Source organism: Labilibaculum manganireducens (genome assembly GCF_963665805.2).
GTDB classification, from domain to species: Bacteria; Bacteroidota; Bacteroidia; order Bacteroidales; family Marinifilaceae; genus Labilibaculum; species Labilibaculum manganireducens.
Genome location: NZ_CAXXEE010000003.1, coordinates 1,672,175 through 1,698,159, shown reverse-complemented (window position 1 = coordinate 1,698,159; position 25,985 = coordinate 1,672,175). Strand labels below are relative to the sequence as shown.

The 25,985-nt window shown below is 35.2% G+C and carries 26 protein-coding genes; 15 read left to right on the top strand and 11 right to left on the bottom strand.

The window, feature by feature from the left end; translation table 11 throughout:
* Nucleotides 1-416 precede the first annotated feature (416 nt).
* Nucleotides 417-1,316, bottom strand: coding sequence for a helix-turn-helix domain-containing protein (locus tag ACHZAX_RS06455; protein ID WP_320018474.1), 900 nt, complete (start codon nucleotides 1,314-1,316; stop codon nucleotides 417-419).
* A 263-nt stretch (nucleotides 1,317-1,579) separates the two neighbouring features.
* Between ACHZAX_RS06455 and ACHZAX_RS06450 the strand changes: the two genes are divergently transcribed.
* The 11 genes from ACHZAX_RS06450 (at nucleotide 1,580) to ACHZAX_RS06400 (ending at nucleotide 9,296) form a co-directional block, all read left to right on the top strand.
* Nucleotides 1,580-2,098, top strand: coding sequence for a flavodoxin (locus ACHZAX_RS06450; protein WP_320018473.1), 519 nt, complete (start codon nucleotides 1,580-1,582; stop codon nucleotides 2,096-2,098).
* Nucleotides 2,099-2,101: 3 nt separating this feature from the next.
* A complete protein-coding gene (locus ACHZAX_RS06445; RefSeq protein ID WP_320018472.1) occupies nucleotides 2,102-3,091 on the top strand; it encodes an aldo/keto reductase in 990 nt (329 codons plus the stop codon).
* Between the two features lie 10 nt (nucleotides 3,092-3,101).
* On the top strand, nucleotides 3,102-3,869 hold the full coding sequence (locus ACHZAX_RS06440; RefSeq protein WP_320018471.1) for a carboxymuconolactone decarboxylase family protein: 768 nt from the start codon (nucleotides 3,102-3,104) through the stop codon (nucleotides 3,867-3,869).
* A gap of 18 nt (nucleotides 3,870-3,887) precedes the next feature.
* Nucleotides 3,888-5,072, top strand: a complete 1,185-nt coding sequence (locus tag ACHZAX_RS06435; RefSeq protein WP_101310334.1) for an iron-containing alcohol dehydrogenase — start codon at nucleotides 3,888-3,890, stop codon at nucleotides 5,070-5,072.
* 125 nt (nucleotides 5,073-5,197) lie between these two features.
* Nucleotides 5,198-5,575: a nuclear transport factor 2 family protein gene (locus ACHZAX_RS06430; RefSeq protein ID WP_320018470.1), complete on the top strand. Its 378-nt coding sequence runs from the start codon at nucleotides 5,198-5,200 to the stop codon at nucleotides 5,573-5,575.
* 521 nt (nucleotides 5,576-6,096) lie between these two features.
* Nucleotides 6,097-6,612 (top strand): DUF3124 domain-containing protein, encoded by a 516-nt coding sequence (locus tag ACHZAX_RS06425; RefSeq protein ID WP_101310336.1) that lies wholly within the window; start codon nucleotides 6,097-6,099, stop codon nucleotides 6,610-6,612.
* A gap of 63 nt (nucleotides 6,613-6,675) precedes the next feature.
* Nucleotides 6,676-7,311 (top strand): MarC family protein, encoded by a 636-nt coding sequence (locus tag ACHZAX_RS06420; RefSeq protein WP_320018469.1) that lies wholly within the window; start codon nucleotides 6,676-6,678, stop codon nucleotides 7,309-7,311.
* Nucleotides 7,312-7,483: 172 nt separating this feature from the next.
* Complete coding sequence (locus ACHZAX_RS06415; protein WP_320018468.1) at nucleotides 7,484-7,963, top strand: GyrI-like domain-containing protein; 480 nt, start codon at nucleotides 7,484-7,486, stop codon at nucleotides 7,961-7,963.
* 10 nt (nucleotides 7,964-7,973) lie between these two features.
* The gene (locus ACHZAX_RS06410; protein WP_101310338.1) at nucleotides 7,974-8,240 is read left to right on the top strand and encodes a DUF3781 domain-containing protein; all 267 of its coding nucleotides are present in this window, start codon (nucleotides 7,974-7,976) and stop codon (nucleotides 8,238-8,240) included.
* Nucleotides 8,233-8,805, top strand: coding sequence for a Crp/Fnr family transcriptional regulator (locus tag ACHZAX_RS06405; RefSeq protein WP_320018467.1), 573 nt, complete (start codon nucleotides 8,233-8,235; stop codon nucleotides 8,803-8,805). The genes ACHZAX_RS06410 and ACHZAX_RS06405 overlap by 8 nt, the downstream gene beginning before the upstream one ends.
* Nucleotides 8,806-8,879: 74 nt before the next feature.
* Complete coding sequence (locus ACHZAX_RS06400; RefSeq protein ID WP_320018466.1) at nucleotides 8,880-9,296, top strand: VOC family protein; 417 nt, start codon at nucleotides 8,880-8,882, stop codon at nucleotides 9,294-9,296.
* A gap of 621 nt (nucleotides 9,297-9,917) precedes the next feature.
* On the opposite strand, the gene ACHZAX_RS06395 is transcribed toward ACHZAX_RS06400, so the two are convergent.
* The 5 genes from ACHZAX_RS06395 to ACHZAX_RS06375 form a co-directional block, all read right to left on the bottom strand.
* Nucleotides 9,918-10,934 (bottom strand): NADP-dependent oxidoreductase, encoded by a 1,017-nt coding sequence (locus ACHZAX_RS06395; RefSeq protein ID WP_320018465.1) that lies wholly within the window; start codon nucleotides 10,932-10,934, stop codon nucleotides 9,918-9,920.
* On the bottom strand, nucleotides 10,934-11,701 hold the full coding sequence (locus ACHZAX_RS06390; RefSeq protein ID WP_320018464.1) for an SDR family oxidoreductase: 768 nt from the start codon (nucleotides 11,699-11,701) through the stop codon (nucleotides 10,934-10,936). The genes ACHZAX_RS06395 and ACHZAX_RS06390 overlap by 1 nt, the downstream gene beginning before the upstream one ends.
* A gap of 27 nt (nucleotides 11,702-11,728) precedes the next feature.
* Nucleotides 11,729-12,454, bottom strand: coding sequence for an SDR family oxidoreductase (locus tag ACHZAX_RS06385; RefSeq protein ID WP_320018463.1), 726 nt, complete (start codon nucleotides 12,452-12,454; stop codon nucleotides 11,729-11,731).
* A 26-nt stretch (nucleotides 12,455-12,480) separates the two neighbouring features.
* Entirely contained in the window at nucleotides 12,481-13,578 is a 1,098-nt protein-coding gene (locus ACHZAX_RS06380) for an alkene reductase (protein WP_320018462.1), read from the bottom strand.
* A gap of 571 nt (nucleotides 13,579-14,149) precedes the next feature.
* Complete coding sequence (locus tag ACHZAX_RS06375; RefSeq protein ID WP_320018461.1) at nucleotides 14,150-14,914, bottom strand: SDR family oxidoreductase; 765 nt, start codon at nucleotides 14,912-14,914, stop codon at nucleotides 14,150-14,152.
* Nucleotides 14,915-15,015: 101 nt separating this feature from the next.
* Between ACHZAX_RS06375 and ACHZAX_RS06370 the strand changes: the two genes are divergently transcribed.
* From ACHZAX_RS06370 to ACHZAX_RS06355, 4 genes are all read left to right on the top strand, one after another.
* The gene (locus tag ACHZAX_RS06370) at nucleotides 15,016-15,429 is read left to right on the top strand and encodes a winged helix-turn-helix transcriptional regulator (RefSeq protein WP_101310343.1); all 414 of its coding nucleotides are present in this window, start codon (nucleotides 15,016-15,018) and stop codon (nucleotides 15,427-15,429) included.
* 157 nt (nucleotides 15,430-15,586) lie between these two features.
* Nucleotides 15,587-16,342: a DUF1835 domain-containing protein gene (locus tag ACHZAX_RS06365; protein ID WP_320018460.1), complete on the top strand. Its 756-nt coding sequence runs from the start codon at nucleotides 15,587-15,589 to the stop codon at nucleotides 16,340-16,342.
* A gap of 236 nt (nucleotides 16,343-16,578) precedes the next feature.
* Nucleotides 16,579-17,958, top strand: a complete 1,380-nt coding sequence (locus ACHZAX_RS06360) for a pectate lyase family protein (RefSeq protein WP_320018459.1) — start codon at nucleotides 16,579-16,581, stop codon at nucleotides 17,956-17,958.
* Nucleotides 17,959-18,203: 245 nt separating this feature from the next.
* On the top strand, nucleotides 18,204-18,833 hold the full coding sequence (locus tag ACHZAX_RS06355; RefSeq protein WP_320018458.1) for a chloramphenicol acetyltransferase: 630 nt from the start codon (nucleotides 18,204-18,206) through the stop codon (nucleotides 18,831-18,833).
* A 248-nt stretch (nucleotides 18,834-19,081) separates the two neighbouring features.
* On the opposite strand, the gene ACHZAX_RS06350 is transcribed toward ACHZAX_RS06355, so the two are convergent.
* From ACHZAX_RS06350 to ACHZAX_RS06330, 5 genes are all read right to left on the bottom strand, one after another.
* The gene (locus tag ACHZAX_RS06350) at nucleotides 19,082-19,597 is read right to left on the bottom strand and encodes an LUD domain-containing protein (RefSeq protein WP_320018457.1); all 516 of its coding nucleotides are present in this window, start codon (nucleotides 19,595-19,597) and stop codon (nucleotides 19,082-19,084) included.
* Between the two features lie 342 nt (nucleotides 19,598-19,939).
* Nucleotides 19,940-21,385 (bottom strand): sigma-54-dependent transcriptional regulator, encoded by a 1,446-nt coding sequence (locus ACHZAX_RS06345; protein ID WP_320018456.1) that lies wholly within the window; start codon nucleotides 21,383-21,385, stop codon nucleotides 19,940-19,942.
* A gap of 65 nt (nucleotides 21,386-21,450) precedes the next feature.
* Nucleotides 21,451-23,850: an ABC transporter substrate binding protein gene (locus ACHZAX_RS06340; protein ID WP_320018455.1), complete on the bottom strand. Its 2,400-nt coding sequence runs from the start codon at nucleotides 23,848-23,850 to the stop codon at nucleotides 21,451-21,453.
* Nucleotides 23,851-23,951: 101 nt separating this feature from the next.
* The gene (locus ACHZAX_RS06335) at nucleotides 23,952-25,139 is read right to left on the bottom strand and encodes an ATP-binding protein (protein WP_320018454.1); all 1,188 of its coding nucleotides are present in this window, start codon (nucleotides 25,137-25,139) and stop codon (nucleotides 23,952-23,954) included.
* Nucleotides 25,140-25,264: 125 nt separating this feature from the next.
* Entirely contained in the window at nucleotides 25,265-25,846 is a 582-nt protein-coding gene (locus ACHZAX_RS06330) for a porin family protein (RefSeq protein ID WP_320018453.1), read from the bottom strand.
* Between the last annotated feature and the right edge of the window lie 139 nt (nucleotides 25,847-25,985).

Here is a 25,985-nt window from a genome sequence, read left to right as displayed (position 1 = left end):
GCCATACACATTTGCAATTACTCACGGTTTATTAATTTTATTTTGGAGTTCGTGAACTTTGTTTCGCACCAGCCAACTCGCAAGCCAAAAATTGCAAAAGAGTATGTCTTTACCAACGCTGGCAAACAGGCGAAAAAGAACACCGAACGAACAGTCGAATAAGCTAGGGGAATTTGACTTCGTCGATTTTCAATTCACCCCTAACTTCTCACAGAACCAATGGCTTCATTTGCCATTGTTTCAGTCCTTTTTTGTCACAAATTTCAGTAGTTTTTTAAGATGATAGGCCACAGCAGACATGTGCATTAGCTTGTTGGCCTGGCGAATGCCTATGGTATTGATTTTCCGAAGACCCATATACTGGATTGGAACCCTATCTGCAAACAGTACAGCTATACTTTGTTACTTCTGGAAAGTTAATTCAGATTCCGATACTCACTGGGCGACATACCAACACTCTTCTTGAACATCCGGGTAAAATGCTGTGGATATTTAAATCCAAGTTCATATGCAATTTCACTAACAGGTTTTGAAATATCAAGGATTCTATCTTTTGCAATATTCATCACAGTTAATTGAATGTATTCCTGAGCCGTTTTTCCAGTCTCTTTTTTAACTAAATCGCCAAAATAGTTAGCCGATAGATGAAATGCATCTGCAAAATACGCTACCGAAGGTAAACCAAGTTCTTGTGGTTTAACTGACTTAAAATAGGTATTCAATTCGTTTTCGAATTTTTCAAGAATCCCTTTGTTTAAATACTCTCGGGTTATAAACTGACGGTCGTAAAACCTCATACAATAATCGAGAAACAATTGAATATTATTAACAATAAGTCTTCTGCTGTGTTTGTCTATGGGTTGACTAACTTCAAACTGAATTTTATCGAACAGTTCCAATATCATTTTTCGTTCCCGCTCCGAAATATGCAAAGCCTCGTTTATGTCATATGAAAAGAAGCTGTAATCGCTGATTTGTTTTCCAAGGTTGGTTCCTAATATCAAATCAGGATGAAACATCAATGCCCAGCCTTTTCTAACTTTAGAATTATTACGTACCAATTCAAGAATTTGTCCGCGAGAAACAAAAACCAAACTACCTTCTTCATAATCATAGGTATTTCTGCCATACTTAAGTTCCCCACAATTTACTTCCTTTAAAAAGATAGCGTACACACCATAATAAAAATGCGTGTGTTCGGAGTAGTTTATTACTGTCTGCGAAAAGTCGACGATGCTAACCAGAGGATGAAATGTTTCCAGTCCATTTAGTTTATTGTAGTCTGCAACCGATTCAATTCTAAAAATATTTTTCATCGCTGTAAATCTGAAATTATATTACAAATATACATCAGTAATTGCTTATTTATAAATCCAATAGAGCAAATCAGTAATAATGGTAGGTATATCCGTAATCGGTATAATTTAAGGCTTTAAATTGAAGTCAAAAACCAAAAATATAATACCTCAAAGTATATTCAGTAATAATGGTAAGTCAATCCGTAATCTGTATAATAAAACTGCTTTTTTCTCTTTGGATATTTGTAATGTGAAATTTTGTATAACAAGAAGCTAACAAAATGAAAAAAGGATTAATAGCATATTACTCAAGGAAAGGTCAGAATTATGTAGGTGGTAGTATTATAAATCTACCTATAGGTAATACAGAAGTGGTGGCTAAAAAAATACAAATACTAACCGGAAGTGATTTATTTTTTATCGATACCATGAAAGAGTACCCTATTGATTACATGGAAACAACTCGTGTTGCTCAAAGGGAATTAGATGATGATGCCCGACCGGAGCTTACAGATACCGTTGATAATATGGATGAATATGATGTAATATACCTGGGTTATCCCAATTGGTGGGGCACATTCCCAATGCCTGTATTCACATTCTTGGAATCCTACGATTTTTCAGGGAAGACCATAATTACTTTTTGTACACATGAAGGCAGCGGATTAGGACATAGCCTTGCAGATATTAAAAAATATTGCCAGGGAGCAAATGTTTTGGATGGTATTGCAATTAAAGGGGGTTCAGTGCAAAATGCCGATTTTCAAATTGAAAAATGGCTAAATAGATTAAAAAAATAAATTATGAAAACACGTAAATTAGGAAAACAAGGATTAGAAGTTTCAGCACTAGGACTAGGCTGTATGGGACTTAGTTACGGATATGGGCCAGCCATACAAAAAAGTGAGGCAATTAAACTAATTAGAAAGGCCTACGAATTAGGAATCACTTTTTTTGACACCGCAGAAATATACGGTCCCTATTTAAACGAAGAAGTTGTAGGAGAGGCAATTGCTCCATTCAGAAATGACATTGTGATTGCTACAAAATTCGGATTCAACTATGTTAATGGGCAACCGGCAGGATTAAACAGTAAGCCTGCTAATATTCGTCATGCAGTAGAAGGTTCATTAAAACGCTTGAAGGTTGAAGCCATTGATTTACTGTACCAACACCGCATCGACCCTAACGTACCCATTGAAGATGTGGCTGGTGCGGTTAAGGATTTAATTCAGGAAGGGAAAGTAAAATACTTTGGTATGTCAGAAGCCGGAGAAACAAATATCCGGAAAGCTCATGCGGTTCAGCCTGTTTCTGCATTGCAAAGCGAATACTCATTGTGGTGGCGTGAACCCGAAACAAAAACATTCTCAACTTTGGAAGAATTAGGAATTGGTTTTGTGCCATTCAGTCCTCTGGGTAAGGGTTTTTTGACCGGGAAAATTGATGCAGATACAAAATTCTCAGATAACGATTTCCGCAATGGCATTCCCCGATTCAATATTGAAAACCGCGAAGCAAATATGGCTTTGGTAAATCTGGTAAAACAAATGGCTCAGCAAAAAGAAGCAACGCCTGCACAAGTGGCGCTTGCATGGATTCATGCTCAAAAAGACTGGATTGTGCCTATACCCGGAACAACTAAAATTCATCGTTTGGAAGAAAACACAGGCTCGGTAAATGTAAGCTTAACTTCCGGGGATTTGACCGAAATACAAAATGCAATTTCAAAAATTGATATTGTAGGACAACGTTATCCGGAAAGCAGCGAAAAAATGGTCGATAAGGATTGAAACCAAAATCATGAAAAAAGAAAATATAAATCTGAGCAACGCCGCAGTAAAGAATCACGAAGAACTCTGGCCAAATTACAAATCGAAAGCAATACAAACTGACCCTGAACTAATCGCGATTTTCGACAACTGGGCGTTTGATGAAGTAATAACCCAAAGCTCAATCGACACTAAAACTCGTGTAATGATGATTATGGGTTCGTGTATTGCACAGGGAGCTTTAACCGAATACAAAATGTTTGTAAATGCAGCTTTGAATATAGGGGTTACTCCAATTGAAATTAAAGAAATAGTTTACCAATCGATTGCTTATGTGGGCGTGGCAAAAGTAATTGACTTTCTTTATGCTTCAAATACAATAATGCTCGAACATAGCATTGAACTTCCTTTAGAAAACCAATCGGCAACAACGCCTGAAAATCGTGAGGCTAAAGGATTAGAACTGATGAAAACAACCTTTGGCGAGCGAATTGAAGAAATACGCTACAATGCACCGGAAGACCAAAAACACATTCAGTACAACCTTGCTGCAAATTGCTTTGGCGATTATTACACCCGCAAAGGTTTGGATATAAAAATCCGTGAACTGCTTACATTTAGTATGCTTATTAGCATGGGTGGAACCGATTCGCAAGTTCGGGGGCATATTCAAGGCAACCTGAATGTTGGAAACAATCGTGAAACGCTTATCGGAATTACCACGCAACTTTTGCCATACATTGGTTATCCCCGGACACTTAACGCTTTAAGCACAATTAACGAAATAACAAAACAATAAATCAATAAAAAGTTAGATATGGAAAATTTTAGTTTTTATGTACCAACAACCATTCATTTTGGCAAAGGGCAAATTGAAAATCTATCAAGTTCAATAAAACAGTTTGGAGGCAGCAAAGTACTGCTTGCCTATGGCGGTGGAAGTATTAAAAAGAATGGTATTTACGATGCTGTAACTAATGAATTAAAAAAAGCAGATATAGATTTTGTTGATTGCGATGGAATCAAACCAAATCCTCCGGTTAGCGATGTAAGGAAAGGCATACAAATCTATCGTGAAAATTCGTGCGATTTTATACTTGCCGTTGGTGGTGGTTCTACCATTGATGCTGCCAAAGCAATTGCTGCCGGAGTTTGCTATGATGGCGATGTTATGGATTTGATGGCTGGCGGACATGGAGAAATCAATGCAGCGGCTCCCTTGGCATCGGTACTGACTATGGCCGGAACCGGTAGTGAATTGGATATGGGTGGTGTAATTACAGGAGAAAAGAACCATAAGAAGCATACCATTATGCATCCGTTTCTTTATCCTAAATTCTCAATTTTGGATCCTACCTATACATTCTCTGTTCCTGAAAAGCACTCGATGGCTGGCTGTTTCGATGCGCTTGACCATTTATTAGAATGCTATTTTGTGGCTGGAAGCGAAACCACTGATGTGCAGAATATGATGAATGAGGGCGTTATGCGGTCTATCATTAAAAATGCACCAAAAGTTTTAGCTAATCCTGAAGATTACGATGCCCGTGCAAATATTATGTGGGCGAGTTCTATGGCATTGGCAGGTTTTCAATTTGTGGCTGGTAAAAAAGGTTCAAAGTGGCCTATGCATGGAATGGGTCACGAATTGTCGAGTTTATATGATATGACCCATGGTGTTACATTGGCATTAATTGCACCTTCGTATTTGGCTTACACATTAGAAAAAGCTCCCCAATACACCTGGCTGTTTGCGAATTTTGCACGAAACGTTTTTGGAGTAAGTGAAGCTGATGATGCTACTGCTGCTAAATTGGGTATTGGTAAAGTAAAGGAATTTGCTGATCGTATTAACATGCCTAAAAACCTGAAGGAAGCCGGAGTTGAAGAAAGTAAACTGGAATATTTAGCAGAAAAAGCAACTGAATGGGGCAGCCTTACTGCTTTATGCGAAATCAATAAAGATGATACTCTTGAAATTTTCAGAAGGGCTTTTAATTAAATGTTTTTTCGGGATACTCTTCTGTTTTGAGTATCCCGATTTAATTTAATACACTTTGTATGTTCTTCTTATTTACCGTGTAGCCCCAAATTGCTCATTAAAAACAAACTGATACGGATGAATCGATGGCCAAACAGACTACAGATGAATCACAAATAATAAACCTTATCCGGTTATTTATAAAGTTGATGATTGATAGAGATACATCCCGGATGAATGAAATTGTGGATGAGAATCTCTCATTAACCCATATTACCGGTTACGTTCAACCGAAAAAGGAATGGTTTGCTGAAATTGTATCCGAAAGCATGAAATATTATTCAGCACAGGCGGTATTTTCTAAAGCAGATATCAAAGGAGATAAAGCGAAATGTGTCGTACGACACTTATTAGATGCACGAATTTGGGGTTCACGTGACATCTGGCGTTTACAGCAGACTTTTCAACTAGAGAAACGTGATGAAAAATGGTTAATTCGGGAATCTGTTGCAACGATTTTTTGATAATAACATAAATTTTGGTTTTTCCCCCCTTAAAAAACAAAATAAATTCGTGCTTCGCTGCAAGGTCAGAGCAGATGATAAAGTAAAAGATTAAATTTGTTGAGAAACGTAACGGATTGACAGTGAATCGGGAACACCAGAACATAATACTGAATATACAAAATGGGCGAGATTGTACTAAATTCGAACGCTATAGCCCGCTATTAATTATTGCGGTTTGATAAGTTTGAAGCCTGCAATTGCCCACATTTAAAATTGGCTGCAGTAATATGGACAATGATTACTCAAAAAGTGCCTTATCAGCCACCGGCATCTCATTTGTTTTTAGACCAGAAGAGAAAATTAAAGCTTGTTTCAAGAATAAAGAAAAATATTATTAAGTTTGACATAAAGCCATAAGATATTGGGTTTTGCAACTTTGAGTCCAGAATTTTGACCTTAGTCAGAATTAAAAAAAGACAACTGTAGTGCACAGGATAATTTATTGTAAATTTATGATCGAGTAATAAAAGCAGATATAAATGAGAAATACATTTAAAATATTAGTTATAGCCCTGATTATTGGTTCCTGCAACGAAAAAGAAACTGATAAATACCCTGTTCGGCAAGCAGACTGGAAAAGCAAACAAGCTAATATTGAGAAATTTGATGAGTTTTTTCAAGGAAAAACATATCTTCCGGTCTACTCTCATATATACCATATTCATGAGCATCGTACATTTGACCTTACAAGTACTGTTAGTATTCGGAATATTTCACCAACCGATTCTGTTTATATTTTAAAGGCTGACTATTATAATACCATTGGAGAAAATATTCGACAGTATATTAAAAAGCCTATTTTTTTAAGACCATTAGAAACCTTGGAAATAATCATTGAAGAACAAGACATGGAGGGAGGTTCGGGAGCAAATTTCGTTTTTGACTGGGCAAAAAGAAATGATATAAATCCGCCGTTGTTTGAGGCTGTAATGATTTCAACGTATGGCCAACAAGGATTATCATTTACTACAAGAGGACTACCTGTATTTGAATAATATGCAACGAGCCATGAGAAGACTTTTTTCGCACACGAGGATGGCTAAGCTGGCGAGTTCCATGTGGCAATAAAAAAACAAATTAGACAAATGAAAGAATTAATTAACACCATACTATTGTTAATTGCAGTGATAGACCCTTTGGGTTCGATTCCTGTTTATTTAGAAGCAACCAAGCATTTTGACAAAATACATAAGAGAAAAATTGCAATTAATGCTTCAATAACAGCTTTTTTAGTCCTTTTATTTTTTATTGTTGTTGGTCAGATTATACTTGAGGGCATGGACATTACCCTTGAAGCCTTTCAAATTTCGGGTGGCGTAATTCTATTTCTATTTGCTCTTACAATGATATTTGGTGAAGGAAAACCAGAATCTGAGAAACACTTAATAAAAGATTACAAACATGTAACCGTTTTTCCTGTTGCAGTTCCTTCAATAGCCTCACCTGGTGCTATAATGGCAGTTGTATTGCTAACTGATAATCATATTTATTCATTAAACCAACAAGTTACTACGACATTAATGCTTTTGATTGTGGTTACAATTACATGTATTTTACTGCTTGCATCAAATTTCATTCACAAGAGAATAGGAGAATCCGGAATTATTGTGATTAGTAAAATTATGGGCTTGATTTTGGCATCATACGCAGCACAAAGTATTTTGAGTGGAGTAAAAGAGTTTTTTATGAATTAAGTAATAACAGCACACAACAAGCGGTTATTAGGCATGGCGGGGTTTTCCGGATGTAAATGTTGTTGCTCGCATTTAAAGTTGGTGTACCTTGATAAGTAATCGCCCTGTAATCCGCCAATTTGTTTTTAGACAAACTGACGATAGCGCTCATTAGTGCAAAGCTGAGAAAAGAATGGTAGAGATAAAACAAAATATTCAGGTTTATGGACTTGTTACAGAATTGACAAAATCTCAGACTGATAATTCTAAAGTAATTCAGAAACATTGGAAAATATTTAATGAAGAATTGAATAGATTAAAACTTAATCAGAACGGTGGTAATTGGACAAAATATGGAATAACATTTAAAACTGATGAAAGATATTTTTACTTGGCAGGAATCCCGTCAAATAAAAAAATGGTTCCTGATTACTTTATAAATAAAGAAATACCAAAGGGTGAATACGAAATATTTACACATCAAGGAAAAATGGAAAATATAAAACGAACACTTCACGAGATTTATAAGGTAATTTTGCCAAAATCAGAATTAAAGATTGAAGACCAAAGAACGACGGGATTTTTTCATTTTGAAAAATATGATCATCGTTTTCAATGGAATAAACAAACTTCAATGCTTGATATTTATCTGCCGCTAAATACGAGAATGTAAATGTGACAATATGAATAAGATTAATTATAAAAAAGAAATTTTAGAAAATATTTGTTACACAGACCTTGTTTATGGAAGAATTAACAAGAAACTAAACTTAGCGCTTTCAAAAGATCAAATTGAGAAAATGATTCTCACAATTATCAAAGAAACAGATGAGATAGAATTTCATAAAAAAGGAAAAAATATCTATATAAATAATATGGACAGAAATATTCGTTTGACAATTAATTCTTTTACGAATAGAATAATTACAGCAGCTAAAATAAATGGATAACCTTTTAAAATATATTCAATCGCTAACAGTATTTTCTGATAAAAGTTGGGATTTACTTCAATTTGCATTAACGAAAAGAAAATTAAAGAAAAATGAATTTCTACTTCAACAAGGGCAAGTCTGTAATTCACTCTTTTATATTGATAAAGGTTTTTGTAAAAGCTTCTTCGAGATTGATGGTGCAATAAAAAATACAGCTTTCTATTTTGAGAATGAAATCGCCACAAATATTAAGAGTTTTGGAAGTGGACAAAGATCTGATTCTAATCTGATTGCATGTGAACCTTTAACTGTAATTATCTTTGATAAGGATAAATTATTTCAAATTGCTAAAGAGTCAATAGAAATAGAAACCTTAGGGCGTAATTGCATTCGTTCATTTGCGGCGAAACAAGAAGAATTCTCAAATCTGTATAAGCTTTACTCTCCGCAAGAACGTTTCGAATATTTAGAAAAAAATTATCCCAGCATTATACAAAGGGTTTCGCTAACACAATTATCCTCGTTTCTTGGTATTTCAAGAGAAACATTAAGCAGAATAAGAAAACGCAGATTGCATAAGTGATTTTGTGACAATTGATACAGTTAATACTAAAAGTAGAATTAGATATTTGTATAAATAATTTAAATACAGAGTTTATGCAAAATTTAAAGAAAATCGATTCGGAAACCAATATTTTAACTTGGTTTGAGATACCCGTTACTAATACAGGGAGAGCAAAAACGTTTTATGAAACAATTCTGGATATTAAAATGACTACCCGCATTTTTCCAGAGACTAATGAAGAACTGACTTTTTTTCCTTATAATCCAGATGTTATTCAGGCAACATCCGGAAGGGTTACAGGCGTTCTGACTAAATCAGATACAAATACACCTTCAAATTGTGGAGCACTTGTTTATATCAATGCAAGTCCAGAAATTCAACTCATATTGGATAGAGTTGAGAAAGCTGGAGGTAAAATACTGGAACCTAAGACTTCAATGCCTTTTGGATTTATTGCTGTAATTGTTGATTCTGAAGGAAACAGAATAGGACTTCATTCAGAGAAGTAAAAACACCGAACAACAGCTAATATAAGTAATCTGGGTTTTGGTAGTTAGGTATACAAAAAAGAAAATTAGTAACGGCTTGACAAAACAGTGGCTTCGAAACCCCACCCTACTCATATTGACGAACCGTCAGACTATCTAGAAACCTTGATAAGTTGTTGACAAGTAATCGGATAAATAGACAACCAAAACAATTTAAAGTTATGACAGAAAAAAGAAACTCAATTTTAGCAGGATCACATAATTTCAATGTTCAAAACCATGGAGAGAGTATAGACCTTAATCAAATCCAAATACCCTAGGAATTATTCCGAATGGACTTATAATTTAAAAAAAATGATGGGAAGACAGAAAAATTCGTTGTTATTGGCAGACGAATTTGGAAGGAAGAAATTGAGAAATTAAAATCTGACAGCTAAAAAAACAGATGATAATCCTGAATAATATAAAAAAGCATAAACCGCCAACATTATGCATATGTAAGGCAGGGAAAGTGCTAAATATTAAGGTGTGTAATCCGCTCAAGCTATGCAGCAGTTTGTCAGTAAAGTATCAAGCAATCTGCCACTACTCGACCAATCTTCCGTTGACTGCTACTTTACTGACACCGCTCCAAAAAACAAACTACTTGACTTTGACAACCACCTTTCCTTTAGCACGACCACTTTCTACGTATGCTAAAGCATCGTTAGTTTGCTCAAATGGAAAAGTCTTGTCTAAAACAGGCTTTAATGCTCCCGATTCGATAAGGCTTGAAATTTGACTTAATTGTGCTCCATCAGCTCTCATAAAAAGAAACGAATAATGGACTCCTAATTTTGAAGCTTTTTTACGAACTCCAGAACTAATAAGTGACAAGATAATTTTGACAAACCAAGGTGCGCCAATTGCTTTTGCAAAATCAGCGGTTGGAGGACCTGAAATAGAGATTAGTTTACCTCCATGTTTCAAAATTCGCAACGACTTTTCCAATGTTTTTGTATCCTGACTGTTCAATACCACATCATAGTCTTTCAAAATACTTTCAAAATCCTGGGATTTATAGTCAATTAAAACATCTGCTCCCAATTCTTTGAGCATTGGGAAGCTTTTCTCGCTAGCTGTAGCAGCTACAGTAGCACCTAAATGTTTGGCTAACTGAATGGCAATGGTTCCAACACCACCCGATCCTGCCTGTATAAATACTTTTTGCCCTTTCTTTAGGTCTGCTTTTTCAATAAGAGCCTGCCAAACCGTTAGTGCAACCAATGGAATCGAAGCTGCTTGCTCCATGGTTAAGTTTTTAGGCTTAAGGGCTATATCTTTTTCATCTATGGCAATAAACTCTGCCAATGTCCCGATGCGAAAATCAGCAGGACGTGAATAGACTTCATCACCGACTTTGAATTTTTTCACATTTTTCCCAACCTTGGCCACTACACCGGCAACATCGTGTCCTAAAACTAATGGAAGTTTATAAGGCAGAATCAGTTTAAACTCTCCTGTTTTTATTTTGGAGTCTAAAAGATTTAACCCTGATGCATGTATCTCTACTAAAACATCGTTGTCTTTCACTTCCGGCACAGGTACATCAGCAAGTTGTAACAGTTCTTTTTTGCTGTATTTTTGAATAGTATATGCTTTCATATTTCTGTATGTCATTATGCTTTTAATACCAAGTCTGATTTCTTCGGATTAATCAATCCAAAAGTCAGTTTTGGAAAAATTCGGCTAAACATATAAATCAATTTTGAGTCTCCTACACGAATAGTGTACTGGTCTTTTTCCAGACCTCTTATCAATTCTTTTACCAGTTTTTCGGGACTTATTTTTTTATCATCACGATCAGCTACCATATCTGTATCTACCAAAGGAGGTAATAATTCAAAAATTTTCACATTACTGTTCAAAATTTTTAAATGACCTCTTAAAGATTTGGTGTAGAACGCCAAGGCCGATTTTGATGCTGAATAGGTAGCTTCAATCATTGAGGGTACAATGCTCAGAATAGAAGTGGTATTGATGATTGCACTTTCTTTTCTTGCTTTCAGCATTTCAATGAAAAAATTGTTCAACCTGATTACACCTAGGTAGTTAACCTCCATTTCATATACTGCACCTTCCAAATGTTTATCATTGGCAATACCTAAATTAGCAGGCGCCACACCGACACCTGCATTGTTGTACAAAATATCTATACCACCCAATTCCTGGACTTTATTGAAAAGAGATCGGGCATCTGCTTCATTACCAGCATCACTCTTGATGGCTGTCAATTGAGGATACAGTTTTTTTACTGCATCCAGCTTGGCCTGATTTCTCCCCGTAACAATAACTTTCGCCCCAATTTCCAAAAATTGCTTTGCTGCTTCCAGTCCTATGCCCGATCCGCCACCTGTTATCAGAATTGCTTTTCCTTTTAAATTCATTTCAAGTTAGTTTTAAAATTATATTGACTAATGAGGCACTTGTTCTGTAATAGGATTCAACAAAGCGTGTATCTGTTTACTGTCACCAACCGGAACTTCAAACTGGTTTTTCTCTAAAGATACAAATAATTCATCTGCCACTTCTGATGGCGGAATACCATTGGCACCACCAATCTCAGCTGAAAATTGCGTGTTTACCAAAGGTGGATATACTTCGTAAACATTCAGATTTTCGTTTTCTGCAAAGGTATCTCTCAAGCCTTGCGTATAACTATGAAGTGCCGCTTTACTGGCCGAATAAGTAGGCAGGTATTTGTTTGACCTAAACACCGCGATAGACGAAATATTGATAATTGCAGCCTCTTTTTGTTGCAAAAGCTGTTGCGTTAATAGTGATGTAAAATGGATAACACTAATGTAATTGGTGTTAATTTCCTGATAAGCTTTTTCAGCAGCATCATTACAATCAGCTAAATCATTCATAAAAGCTGCACCAGCATTATTTACGATGATATTCACGTTTGGGTACTTGGTTTTCAGTTCTTCCGCAATGTGAATTCTGTCTGCTTCAATGGATAAATCTCCTTGTATAGCAACAGCATTATCCAGTTCTTTCAAAGCAGTTTGAAGACGCTCTTCGTTACGCCCATTGATAATAATTTTATTACCTGCTGCGCTTAACTTTTTAGCTATTGCTAATCCAATTCCTGCACTTCCACCACTGATGAAAACTGTGTTTCCTGATGTTTTCATTATTATTGAATATTTAATTTTAAAATTTATTGATTATTTAGAGTTGGATAATCTGTATATCCTTTTTCGCCTGGAGTATAAAAGGTGTCTTGGTCTGGTGCACTAAGTAATGCATCGGTTTTGAATCTTTCAACCAAATCGGGATTTGCAATAAACGGAACTCCAAAAGAAACTAAATCGGCATCCCCCTCATTCAAGACTTTTTTTGCAGTTTCTTTATTAAATCCTCTGTTGATAATAACAGTCCCTTTGTATATTTTTCGGAAATGCTTAGCCACTTCCTGAATTGCATCTGAAATACCAGAAACATCAGTAAATGGCTCAATTAAATGAATATAAGCCAGGTCGTAATCATTTAACCGGTTCACGATATAGTCATAAAGAGCGATGGTTTCATCATCTACTAAAATCCCCATAATTCCATTTAATGAGGGATTTAGGCGAATTCCTACTTTTTTAATATCAACCACTTGTTTCAATTCATCTAAAATATCAAACAAAATTCTAGCACGATTTTCCACAGAACCACCATATTCATCTTCACGAAAGTTTGTGTTTTTACTGAAGAATTGTTGCAGCAAATAACCATTAGCACCGTGAAGTTCTACACCATCAAAACCTGCTGCGAAAGCATTGATTGCTCCGTGTTTAAAATCAGCAATGGTTCTTTTAATATCTTCAATAGTCATAGCTTGTGAAACTTCGGAAGGTTTAAAACCTGTTGCAGTAAAAACCTGCTGATTCGGATTAACAGCCGATGGAGCTAAAGGCTTTTTCCCATTGTGTAAATCAGGATGCGAGTAAGCTCCTGTATGCCATAATTGAGCAACTATCTTTCCTCCTTTTTTATGAACTGCTTCGGTTGTTAGTTTCCAACCTCCGACTTGTGCTGCAGTATAAATTCCGGGAACGTTAACAACACCTATAGCTTCTTCGCTTATAAAAGTACCTTCTGTAATAATTACGCCTGCAGAAGCTCTTTGTTCATAATACTTTGCAGTAAGTTCAGTTGCTACATTACCTACATTATTAGATCGACTTCTAGTCATAGGAGCCATCACAATTCGGTTGTTTAGCTGTACTCCATTTAACTGATAAGAATCAAAAATTGATAAATTTTCCATTATGTTTATAAATAAATTTGTAAGTTTACTTGCATATTGCAAGTGTAAATATACAAACAACTTTCAATATGCAAGTTGTTTTTTTAAAATATTTTATGAAACGAGTAAAAAAAAAGATCCAACAGCCCATTGAGTTGTTCACTTGACGTATTTGGCAACAAGTGGTAATTACTCAGTATCCGAGACTTGATGTTTTATAAAAAAAACTCTAATGACTTTTTAAAGTCGGAAGAAGGTATCGCAACCAATATTTTAGCGTCAAGACTAAAAGTACTTGAAGAAAACGACATAATTGAAAAACTGGAGCACCCCGGCAGTAAGGCTAAAACATTGCACTGACTTACACAAAAAAGAATTGACTTGTTGCCAATAATTATGGAAGTTTACATTTGGTCAGACAAATATTTTACAGCGCCAACCAACATAAAAGCAACAATTAAAGAAGTGAAAAAAGATAAATTTGTATCAAAACATCATTTTCTTTAACAGTTGGGGCGGACAGCTCAACAAGTTGAAGTTTATCTTTTTTACTCTAACGATATATTGTATATGCTTTCATACTGTTGTGTTCTTATTTTAAATATTGCTCCGATTTCTTTGGATTAACCAATGCAAACGCCAATTTTGGGAACAAGCGATTAAGAAAATAAAAGGTTGAAGTATAGCCCATACGAATTGTGTATCGGTCTTTTTTCAATCCTGCAATCAATCCTTTGATAAGTTTTTCGGTGCTCATTTTTTTTATCTTTCTATGAGCAATTAGTTCGGTTTCTACCGCAGGTGGCAATAGTTCGAATACTTTTACATGGCTGTTTGCAATTCGTAAATGCTTTCTCAACGATTTTGTGTAAAATGCCAGGGCAGTTTTGGTAGCCGAATAAGTTGCTTCAAGCAATGAAGGCACATAACTTAAAACGGATGTTGTGTTGATGATTGCACTTTCTTTTCTTGATTTCAGCATATCCAAAAAGAGATTATTTAAACGTATAACAGCCAAGTAATTGATATTCATTTCGTAGGCAGCTCCTTCTAAATGCCTGTTGTTGGTAACACCTAAATTTGACGGCATAACCCCAACACCTGCATTGTTGTAAAGAATATCAATTCCGCCCAAATCTTTAACTTGATTGTAGAGCGAAATTGCATCTTCAGCTTTTGCTGCATCACTTTTTATAGCTATTAAATTCGGATACAGTTTTTTTGCGGCATCTAATTTTTCTTGATTCCGTCCGGTGATGATAACCTTTGAACCAATTTCTAAAAATTGTTTGGCAGCTTCAAATCCAATGCCAGCACTGCCTCCTGTAATTAAAATTGTCTTATTTCTTAAGTCCATATTTCTCTCTATTTAAAAATTTACTATTTTTGCTTGCAAATTGCAAGTTCAAAGATAATCATCCACTTGCGCTTTGCAAGTTGTTTGTAAAATATTTTTTTATGAAAGAGAAAAAAAAAAGGTCGAATTGTCCCGTTAGCTGTTCGCTTGATATTTGGGGCGACAAATGGTCGTTGCTTATTGTTCGAGATTTAATGTTTTCAAAACAATGTACTTATGGCGACTTTCTGAAATCAGAAGAGAAAATTGCAACCAATATATTGGCTTCACGTCTGCAAACACTTGAAGAAAACAGAATCATTACTAAATCTGACCACCCTGACAGTAAAGCAAAGGTTTTATACAAGCTTACCCAAAAAGGAATTGATTTGCTGCCCATAATGATTGAAATAAATTTGTGGGCAGAAAAGTATTTTACGATACCAGCCGACCAGAAAGCAATTTTAAAAGAAGTGAAGAAAGACAAAGAAACATTTATTAAAACAGCGAAAAATGATTTGAAGAAAATGATTTGACAAAAAAGTGGCCACCAACACACCATATAAATAAGAGTTTCAGCGGTATGCAAAGTGTTGTAGTCCGCTTCAAATTTTCGTGCAACTTGACAGAAAATCGGTTGCAATCGCTTACTGACCATATTATCAAACGTTAGGGGTTATTATAAAGAAACGAATGAAGAAACAATATCATATACTAAACGGGGATTCGTTAAAACATCAGTTACCTGAAGCTATTCAAGGCGAGTTCATTGTAGCTCGGGAATGTTTGGTAGATGGAAATGTAGAAGGAAACAATCTGACTGAACTTATTCATACAAGAGCCACCTTCATAAGTCTAAATTATGAAGGTTACAATGAGCAGAATTATTATGAAAAAACAGTTCCCGAGTTTCTGAAAATGCAAGGTATTCCTGATAATGTTGATATTAATTTTTGGTTTGAAGATGACTTATTTTGTCAAGTAAATTTTTGGTTTGTACTTAACTTGATTTACGAAAATTATAAAAATCAATCTATTTTCTTAATTCGACCCAAATTTAAAAGTGGATATAGTTTTGGTGGAATGAATGAAAAAGAGTTAATCACAGCATTTCAGACAAAAATAAAAATTGAATTATCTGAGATTATTGAATTAAGTAAATTATGGAAACTCTATCAACAGAATGATTGTAATAAAATGCTAAAAATAGCGAAGAAATTAGAAATTCAATTTCCTTTTCTTTATCCTGCCATTATAGCACAAAGAGACCGGTTTCCACAAAAAGGAAATTTAGGAAAACCAACACAATCACTTATTCAAATAATGGACGAACTTAATACTATTGAATTCGAGCCCGTCTTTAGTGAATTTAGTAAACGAGAAGGAATATATGGATTTGGTGATTTACATGTGAAACGACTGATTAACAAAATAACTAACAACCGATAATCCAAGGGGCTAAAAAAACCTCCTGAAATGAGCAATACAGCATTTATCCTGTTTTCTTGAATTGATGTTACCCCAAACAAGAACCTCAATTCTATTTACAAATAAAAGCTTTTCAATTTTTATGTGTCCTTAAAATAGCTATATTCAAAATTGAATTGAGCAGTTTAATGAGTTTTTAGACAGACTGCCATTGTTGAATTCTTGAGCAAATTATTTAATAACCAATACTAATTAAGATGAGAACAATAATTTTGATAGGACTGATCTCGATTTTAAATATTTCCAGTTCATGGACTCAGCAATTAGCTTTTCCAACCGCTGAAGGATATGGAAAATACACCAAAGGTGGTCGTGGCGGCATTGTTTATGAAGTGACCAATCTAAACAATAGCGGAGAAGGGAGTTTAAGAGCTGCAATTGAAGCTTCTGAACCACGTACTGTTGTTTTTAGGGTTTCAGGGACAATTATCCTTGATAGTCCATTAACAATTAGACATCCGTTTATTACCGTTGCAGGACAAACCGCCCCTGGTGATGGTATTTGTATTCGCAGACACCCTCTTAATATTGGAGCAGACAATGTGATAATAAGATATTTGCGTGTAAGGTTAGGGGACGAATCAGGGAACGACTATGATGCCATATCGAGCAGATATTGTAAGCATATTATTTTAGACCATATATCTGCAAGTTGGAGTGTTGATGAGTGTATGTCGATTTATCATTGTGATAGTATAACTGTGCAATGGTGCATCATTTCAGAAAGCATGAGCCATTCAAATCATGTAAAAGGTTCTCATGGCTTTGGTGGCATTTGGGGCAGTAATTATGGTACCTATCATCACAATTTATTGGCTCATCATTCTAGCCGAAATCCCCGCATGGCTTCCGGTTGTGGAAATACTGATTATAGAAATAATGTCATTTACAATTGGGGCTATCAAAGTCTTTATGGCGGAGAAAAATATCAAGAAGGAAATGATAAATTAAATTTTTCAAATTTTAACATTGTTGCCAACTATTACAAACCGGGTCCTGGAACACAACCGGGAGAGGTTATGCATAGAATTGCAAATCCCTTATGTAGAAGTGATGAAGACTATGGAAAATGGTATGTAGCAAAAAATACAGTTGAAGGCAATACAAAAGTTTCAACCGATAATTGGAATGACGGCATACAAACAAAGCTTTCTTTTGATAAAATTAAACTCGAAGAGCCTTGGCCATCAATGCCTATTAACCAAAACACTGCACAAGAAGCATATAAAACTGTACTTGACAAAGCCGGAGCAAATTTACCCAAAAGGGACGTGATAGATGTACGTATTATTAATGAAGTAAAAAATGGATGTGCTACCTACGAAGGTAAAAGTTACAAAAAAGAATATCAGGTCGCTGATACAACCAAAATTTGCGGTATAATTGACACACAAAATGATGTTGGTGGTTGGCCTGCACTTAAATCGGTTCCAGCCCCTAAGGATACAGACCATGATGGAATACCTGATTATTGGGAGGACAAAAACAAACTGGATAAAGAGAATCCTGATGATAGAAATATGGTCAATTCTGACGGATATACAATGCTGGAAATGTATATCAATAGCTTAAACTAAATGCACAACAGCACAATCGATTAGAACTTATTGCAAACTTACTTTCAATAGAAAAAGCAAATTTAAATCGTGAGATTCTTAAAGCAGAAGCAGTCAGACTGTCTAAAAAAATAAAACTTGATAGTAATTTATGCAGACAGTTGCTGTCTGTAAAATGAAAAAACATAAGACTCTAAATGAGTTGATTGAGGATATCAGACAGACTGTCCTGAGAGGTAATTGTTGTGAGAAACTAAAAAAATAAAATGAGGAAAATAGATATAAATAATTGGAATAGAAAAGAGCATTTCAATTTTTTCTCTAAAATGGCCAGCCCTTTTTTCGGGATAGTAACTGAAGTTGATTGCACAGAATGTTATAAAAACTCGAAAGAAATTGGAAAATCATTTTTCGCGAGTTACCTGCATAAATCAATGATAGCCGTTAATGCGGTTGAAGAATTAAAATACAGAATCATCGATAATGAAATTGTAGTTTTTGACAAAATAAATGCTGGAGCAACAATAGGTAGAGAAGATGGAACTTTTGGCTTTGTTTTTATGAACTTCTCGGATAAATTTGATGTTTTTAATTCTGAATTACAAAAAGAAATTGAAGCTGTTAAAAACTCATCGGGACTTCGACTTAACAATGATGATGTAAAAAAAGATTTAATTCGTCATTCGACTATTCCTTGGAATTCATTTAGTGGGTTATTACATCCAACGAATTTCAATCAAAAAGAATCTGTACCGAAAATTACTTTTGGAAAATATATGATCCGAGACGGTAAAAAAATGTTGCCGATTTCTATTGAAGCTCATCACGGATTGGTTGATGGATTGCATTTAGCAAAATATCTTAATGAATTTCAGAATCAACTGAATTTAAAATGACAGCTGAAGTTAACCGTATTTATGCTCCCGCTATTTTAGTCGGGGTGCTCCTCATCCATCACCTCAGGAGCATTCGTATGAAAAACTATGATTATTGGAGCGAAGACGAAACATATGTTATTCAAGATAAAAATTCTTCGACAAGTCCCAAATGACAATAAAATTGAACTTTGCAGACTCCCTTAATAAAGTCCCCAACTAAAAAAAGGGGCGAATCCCAAGCCCCTCTATAATTATCGATAAAATTTCTAGATATCTTCGAGGACATAAACCATTGTACGTAATACTTTCGATGAAAACCGATGTCCTTTATCGGAAGAAGAAACTGAAATACTTGCTATTCCACCACCGAGTTCAATGGCACGCTTTCCTTTTATTAATTCAAAATCGTCCATTGAATGAAGAATTTTGCTTGCCGGTATCACAACATGAAGTACTTCTGCCAGAAAAACGGTTAATAAAACATCCTGATCCTGAGTATCGATAATCAGCATTCCTGAATCTGCCAAAGCATAATCTGCTTCGAGTAACGCATTTTGAGCATTACTAATATCAAATGATGTTTTATCCAGATTAAAACTTTTCAAACGAATAAATTCAAACTGAACGTTTTTCTTATTCGCAGCTTCAATAAAAAGTTTATAATCCACTTTTAACGGTTCGTGACCTAATTCATTTGAACCCGATAAAAATGATTCCAAAAGGTTCCTTTTATTACTCCTAAAATTGATCTTTTTAATTTGTGTATCAGTCCTTACTTCCATACCCTTTAGATTTTAAATGAAACATCAGCCATTTAAGCGCAAAAGGAATGCCAAAAAACTGTAAAATAGAGATCACATAAGCACAAACACACAACATGCTAACAACAAGGAACTTAATAAATATCTGAAGAATTGATAAATGCACTTATAATGTTCAATTTTGAACAACTTTAATGCAATCTGTTTCAAAAACGAACAAACGTCTCATTTCAAACACTTATAATCATCAAAAGAGATGTGAAAAAAATACACATATGGGGAAAAAAATCACACCCAAGATGTAATTATTACGACCTATTTTAGGGAAAGAAAATCCCTGATAAATTCGAACCTCAACTGTACTTATAATTTATTCATTCTGCTGCGAAGAGCACTTCTGGTGATTCCCAAATATTCGGCTGTTTTTGATTTGTTATCATCAAACTTTTTTAATGCTTTCCTAACAATCTCCAGCTCTAACTGCTCAATTCTTAATTCATCATCGGGTAAAACAATACGCCCCAAAACAATTGGCTGTTCTTTGAGCTCAAGCTCATTGTCATCGGCCTGCAAAAATCTCAGATGTTCGGGTTTTAATTCTAAATCATTATAAAGTAAAGTTGCCCTCTCAATTGTATTTTTCAGTTCCCTGATATTACCTGGCCATACATAATCCTGCATCAATTTTTTGGCATCCTTACTTATGAATCGAAACTTTCGGTTCCGCTTCTTCGAATACTGATCTAAAAAGATTTGAGAAAAAGATAAGATTGCTTCTTTTCTTTCCCGCAAAGGAGGAATATACAATCGTCCGGTATTTAAACGATAATACAAATCACTTCTGAATGTTTTTTCGGCCACCATTTCTTTTAAATTCCTGTTGGTGGCAAAAATTACTCTAACATCCAATTCAATAGGTTTGCTTCCACCAACCCGATACATTTCTCTCTGTTGCAGTACGCGCAACAATTTAGGCTGCATATCCAATGGCATTTCACCAATTTCATCTAAAAACAAAGTTCCTCCCTGTGCCAACTCCAGTTTGCCGGGCTTTCCCTCTTTACGAGCGCCTGTAAAAGCTCCTTCGTCGTACCCAAACAATTCACTTTCAAATAGTGCAGGTGAAATTGCCGAACAATTGATCGAAATAAATGGCTTTGTAACATCGCTCGATTTTCCGAAGTGAACCAAACGCGCAACAACCTCTTTTCCTGTTCCTGTTTCTCCTTCAATTAAAACCGGCACCGAACGATCTTCATGAAATTGCTCTGCCATATGCACCACTCCCCGCATAACATCCGAAAAAACACCAATTTTACCAACGCTTGTAATCTCACGAATGGTAGTTTCGTAATATTGAATTCGCTCGGCTTCCTCTCTCCTAACGTGAGAGATTGTTTGCTTTATATTTTCTTTAAGATCCCTGTTCTCGCCTTTCAATTGAATTTTCTCGGCAACCCGCTCAATTAAAATAGCTAATTCTTCAATATTAACCGGTTTTAACAGATAATCATATGCTCCGCCTCGTAATGCTTCAATGGAACTTTCCATATCACCAAAACCAGTCATAATTACTACCTCAATCTCATCCCCTTTGGGTAAAAGCTTTATTTTTTTCAGCAAATCCAAACCTGAAATTCCAGGCATTCTCAGATCTGAAATAACCATCTGAAAATCCTCATTCTTCAAAGAATTATATGCCTCTTCGCCATTATGACACAGATGAATAGAATAAGCCAATTGCTCCTCAATAAATTCAGCAACGGCCGTTCCACTCGATATGTCATCATCAACAATAAGAATTTTCATTTTCTTTCTGATTTTATTTTTTACAGTACTCTCCTCTTTCGCCAATCTATCTTCACTCTACAGCTTTAACTATTTTCCTTCAATTTAAAACGTAAAATAAAACTTGCCCCGCCATCTTCATTATTGTAATCTGATATTTCTCCCTGAAACCGATCAATAAATGTTTTTACGATCGCCATCCCTAAGCCACTGCCGCTTTCATTTCCTTTGGTTGTAAACAACGGATCGTATATTTTCTCCCGAATGCTTGATTCAATGCCTGTTCCATTATCATGAATCTCCAAAACTCCATGCTTGGAATCCTGATAAACATTCAATTTAATTTTTTTATTCTCCTTCTGAACTTTATCCAAAGAGTGAATTGAATTCACAATCAGGTTGACTACAATCTGTTCAAACTGAATGTAATTTGCGTACACATTTACTGCATTCTTTGGCAGATTATCGATTAATTCGATGCTATGATCCGACACCTGCCTTTTTACCAAGGATAAAGACCGGTTTACACCTTCCACCATATCAACAATCTCTTCCTCTGATATGTGAGGCTTCTCCCAAAAAGTCCTCATGTGCTTAATAATGGAATCAATTCTTGATGTTCCTTCAGAAATAGTTTGAATTTTTCTTGTAAACATCTCAGGCAGCTGTCCCGGATTTCTTTTTTGCCAAAACAATACACTGTCCGCAGTTATTTTAATTGCATTTAAGGGCTGATTAATTTCATGTGTTATTCCCGCAGCCATTACCCCAATGGAAGCCAGTCGCGATGACTGCTCCAGCATTCTTAAAGCTTCTACATTCTTTTGTTCTGCCTCAATTCTATCAATCATTAAAGAATTTCGTTCCCAGGCATTAGCAATCATATTTACAGTCGAAAAAAAGATACTAATCTCGTCCCGAGTCCAGCCATGTGCTTTATTTTGAGCAAATCCCATTAAACCTACCACTTCATTTTCTACCATTACAGGCAGCAAAACAACCGCTCCAATATTTCTTCTGCTATAATATTCCTGTTCTTTCTGTGTTAAATTCGACAAATCGCGGGATACAATACTTTTATTCATTTTAACCCGTGAAATAATTTCATCAATTTCGGAAAAATAAAACTGATTAACATCCTTTATATTTTTCCCTTTTAAAGAGATCCTGCTTTTAATCTTAATCCCGGTATTGGTTGAGTCCTTTAATGAATATAGACTTATCCTTGCCACATTCAATTCATCAGTCATCAACTTCAAAACATCATCCAATACGCTCTTAAAATCTTCGGATGCATTCAATAAACGCCCTATTAAACCAATTAGACGCTCATGCTTTACGGATATTTTCAAACGGTTTTGCTCTATAATTAACGCTTTTTCAGCCCTAATCCGTCTTAAAATCGCTCTTGATAAAACCAAAATAATAAGTGCTGCCAGGAATGTAATCCCACCAATTAAATGAATCCATTCTTTATTCTCACTATAAAAAGACTGAGGTGCATTTACCAATAATGTTTTATCAGGAAGCAGCTTCTCACTAATCCCGAAACGCTTAATTTCATTATAATTAACAACATACTTATCCAATGGCTTACGATAAACAGGAATTGAGTCGGCAGGTATTCCCGAAACAATCTGATCAATCATAGTGGCTGCCATTTTTCCATGAAGACGTCCACTCACAACCTTTCCGCCAACAACACCATCGTTAATCAGGAAAGCCCAGGTAATAAACACCGGTACTTTACTTTGAGGAACGAATAAATCTAAATTATCCTGAAAACTGATAAACCTGCCGTTTTTATCCTTATTAAATGTCAAAAGTAAAATACACGTGTCTCCTTTAATGCTGCGAACATTTTCCTCCAGCTCATCAACAGTCTGATCCTCGAAATAAATAAACTGTAGTTTCGACTCGTATTTTTTTTCCAAATCGAGCAGAGTAAGCTTATTTAATCTGGCCGTAGTGGTTTTATCATCATTAATAACAACAAGGTGTTTTGTATTCGGTCTTGTTCTTAAAATCAAATCAATAGCTCCATCCCAGTCAACCTCTTCGGCCACTCCTGTAATATTAGTTATGCCTTCAATTAAATCGTCACGATAATGATTAATTCCACAAAATACAATGGGCGTATTAGTAAAGTATTTTTTGCCGTGATTCTTCACAAATGATAAAGCATTATTATCAGAAACTATAATCGCATCATACTTTTCCCCCTGCAATTTTAGATCATACAGCTCAATTATTTTATCGAGATACTCTTTGGAAGGATTTCTTTTGGTATCCAAATATTCATAGTCCAGTTCAAACTTATTTCCTAACGAATCCATCACCTCCCGGATTCCAATATTAACATTATCGGTCCATTTTAAGCCTTGATGATAAGAATGCAAAACAAGAATTTTCTTTCGTTCAATCGAATAAGCATTAATCGATGCAAACAAAAACAATGAAAAGAAGATGTACTTTAAATACTTCATACAAGAATCTTTACTTAGAGAATAAGAAAGCCCTAAAGTATAACAATGCAACTCAAATAAAGAATACAAACAGATGTTACGTGAAATGTTTTAAGAGGTTATTATAAAGAAGATAAAGATACAGGAAGAGAAAACTTAAAAGAACTGCCTTTCCCCGGTTCGCTTTCTACCCAAATGTTCCCATTGTGCAGTTCAATAAATTCTTTGCACAATATCAGCCCCAATCCTGTTCCTGTTTCATTTTCAGTACCCGATTTCATCAACTGTTCATCAATTCGAAATAGTTTTTTCTTTCCCTCAGAATTAATTCCAATACCTGTATCAGTCACCCAAATCTCAACCTGATTATGCGTAACATGTGATGAAACGGTGATACTGCCACCCCTTGGAGTAAATTTAATGGCATTGGATACCAAGTTACGAACAACGGTATTTATCATGTTAGGATCAGCCAAAATCCTTAAATCCTCATCAATTACTGCTTCTATATTGATCTCCTTATTTTCTGCGCTTCCGGTATGCAAAATCACAACCTCGTTCACCAAATCCCATAAATCTATTTCTTTCGGTTTCCATGCGATGACACCAGTCTGCATTCTCGACCATGTTAATAAATTCTCTAATAACCGAAAAGCCTGACGAGCAGACTGGTTGATAATTCCTGAGAAAGTTTTTACTTGTTCCTGAGACAATTCATCAGCATTTTCAACCAGTAAATCTGAAGCTCCAATTAGTGAAGCAAATGGATTTTTTAGGTCATGCGCAATAATGGAGAAAAATTTGTCTTTGGTAGCATTCAAACTCTCCAATTCTTTCCGTTGTTTTTCGATGGTCGCCTTTTGTTGAGTTAATTCTTCCTCAAGAAGATCTTTTACCACCATTCTTTTCCGAATGTTCCGGAGTGGATTAAGGATGGCATCAATTATACGAACATCAAATTCTTCTTCAAGCAACTGAATATGATCGTCAGTAATCCGCAGAAGTACAGAATCGCTTTTGGCACTTGCAGAAGCTGAACGAGTTTCTGTTTTTATCAGCGCATACTCACCAAAACTTTTCCCTTCCTTCAGCTCAATAAAAATATGCCCTTCGTCATGAATCTGAATACAGCCTTTTGCAATAATAAATACAGCTCCACCCAAATCCCCTTTTGAAAATATCGTTTCCCCTTTCGCAAAATTAACTTCATCCGCAATGCCAGCTAAAAACTGGAAGGATGCAACATCCTGTTCCACAAGGAAATCCAGTACTTTTAGAAGATCTAACTTTTTTTCGGGACTTAGTAACATGACTGAAATTTGTTTTAAACGAAGATTAGAAGAAACGTAAATATAGCAATTACAAAAAATATTCAGCACACAAAAAAAAACTGCTGATCGAAATCAGCAGTTTTTAATATCATTGAAAAAGCAGTTTAGAATATTTTAAATCCTAAAGTTACATTTACCATATTTTGCTTTAGGTCATTCGCAACATCAGAAAGACCAACTTCATAATCAACATCCAATGTCAATTTCCAAACATCAACACCAGCGCCAAATTTTGCATTCCAAACAGCACCTTTAAAATCTCCATCTAATTTTCCTTCTACGCTACTTTTAAGACTATCGTCAATTTTAAAAGAAGCAACCGGTCCTGCAAATGCTCTTAATTTGAATGCCGGCAATTTTACAATTTTGTAACCCAATAACATCGGTATATCCAAACTCTTCGTTTTAATATCATACGATTCCCCAAGAATATCAAGTTGAGATTTTCTGGACACATAATTCAACTCTGGCTGTACATACCATTTATTCAAATTAATTCGTAAAAAGGCTCCAAGCATCATTCCGTTATCGGCTTTTTCTTTAATTCCTGACAACCCTCCCATATCAGTATCAGCTTTGGTGCTAACCAATCCTGCGTGTAAACCAAAATTTATCGGCGAAGATAATTGTGCGAACAATGCGCTTGAAAACATACAGATTACTGCAACTAAAAAAATCTTTTTCATAATTAATATCTTTACATTCAAGTTATTATAAATCCCGTTAAACGTGGATTTTTATTTCATTTATCAGTAATAAACAGCCACTAAGATAAAGAATATTAGCATTCATATAAAACAAATTGTCTACAAAGATGTAAAAAAC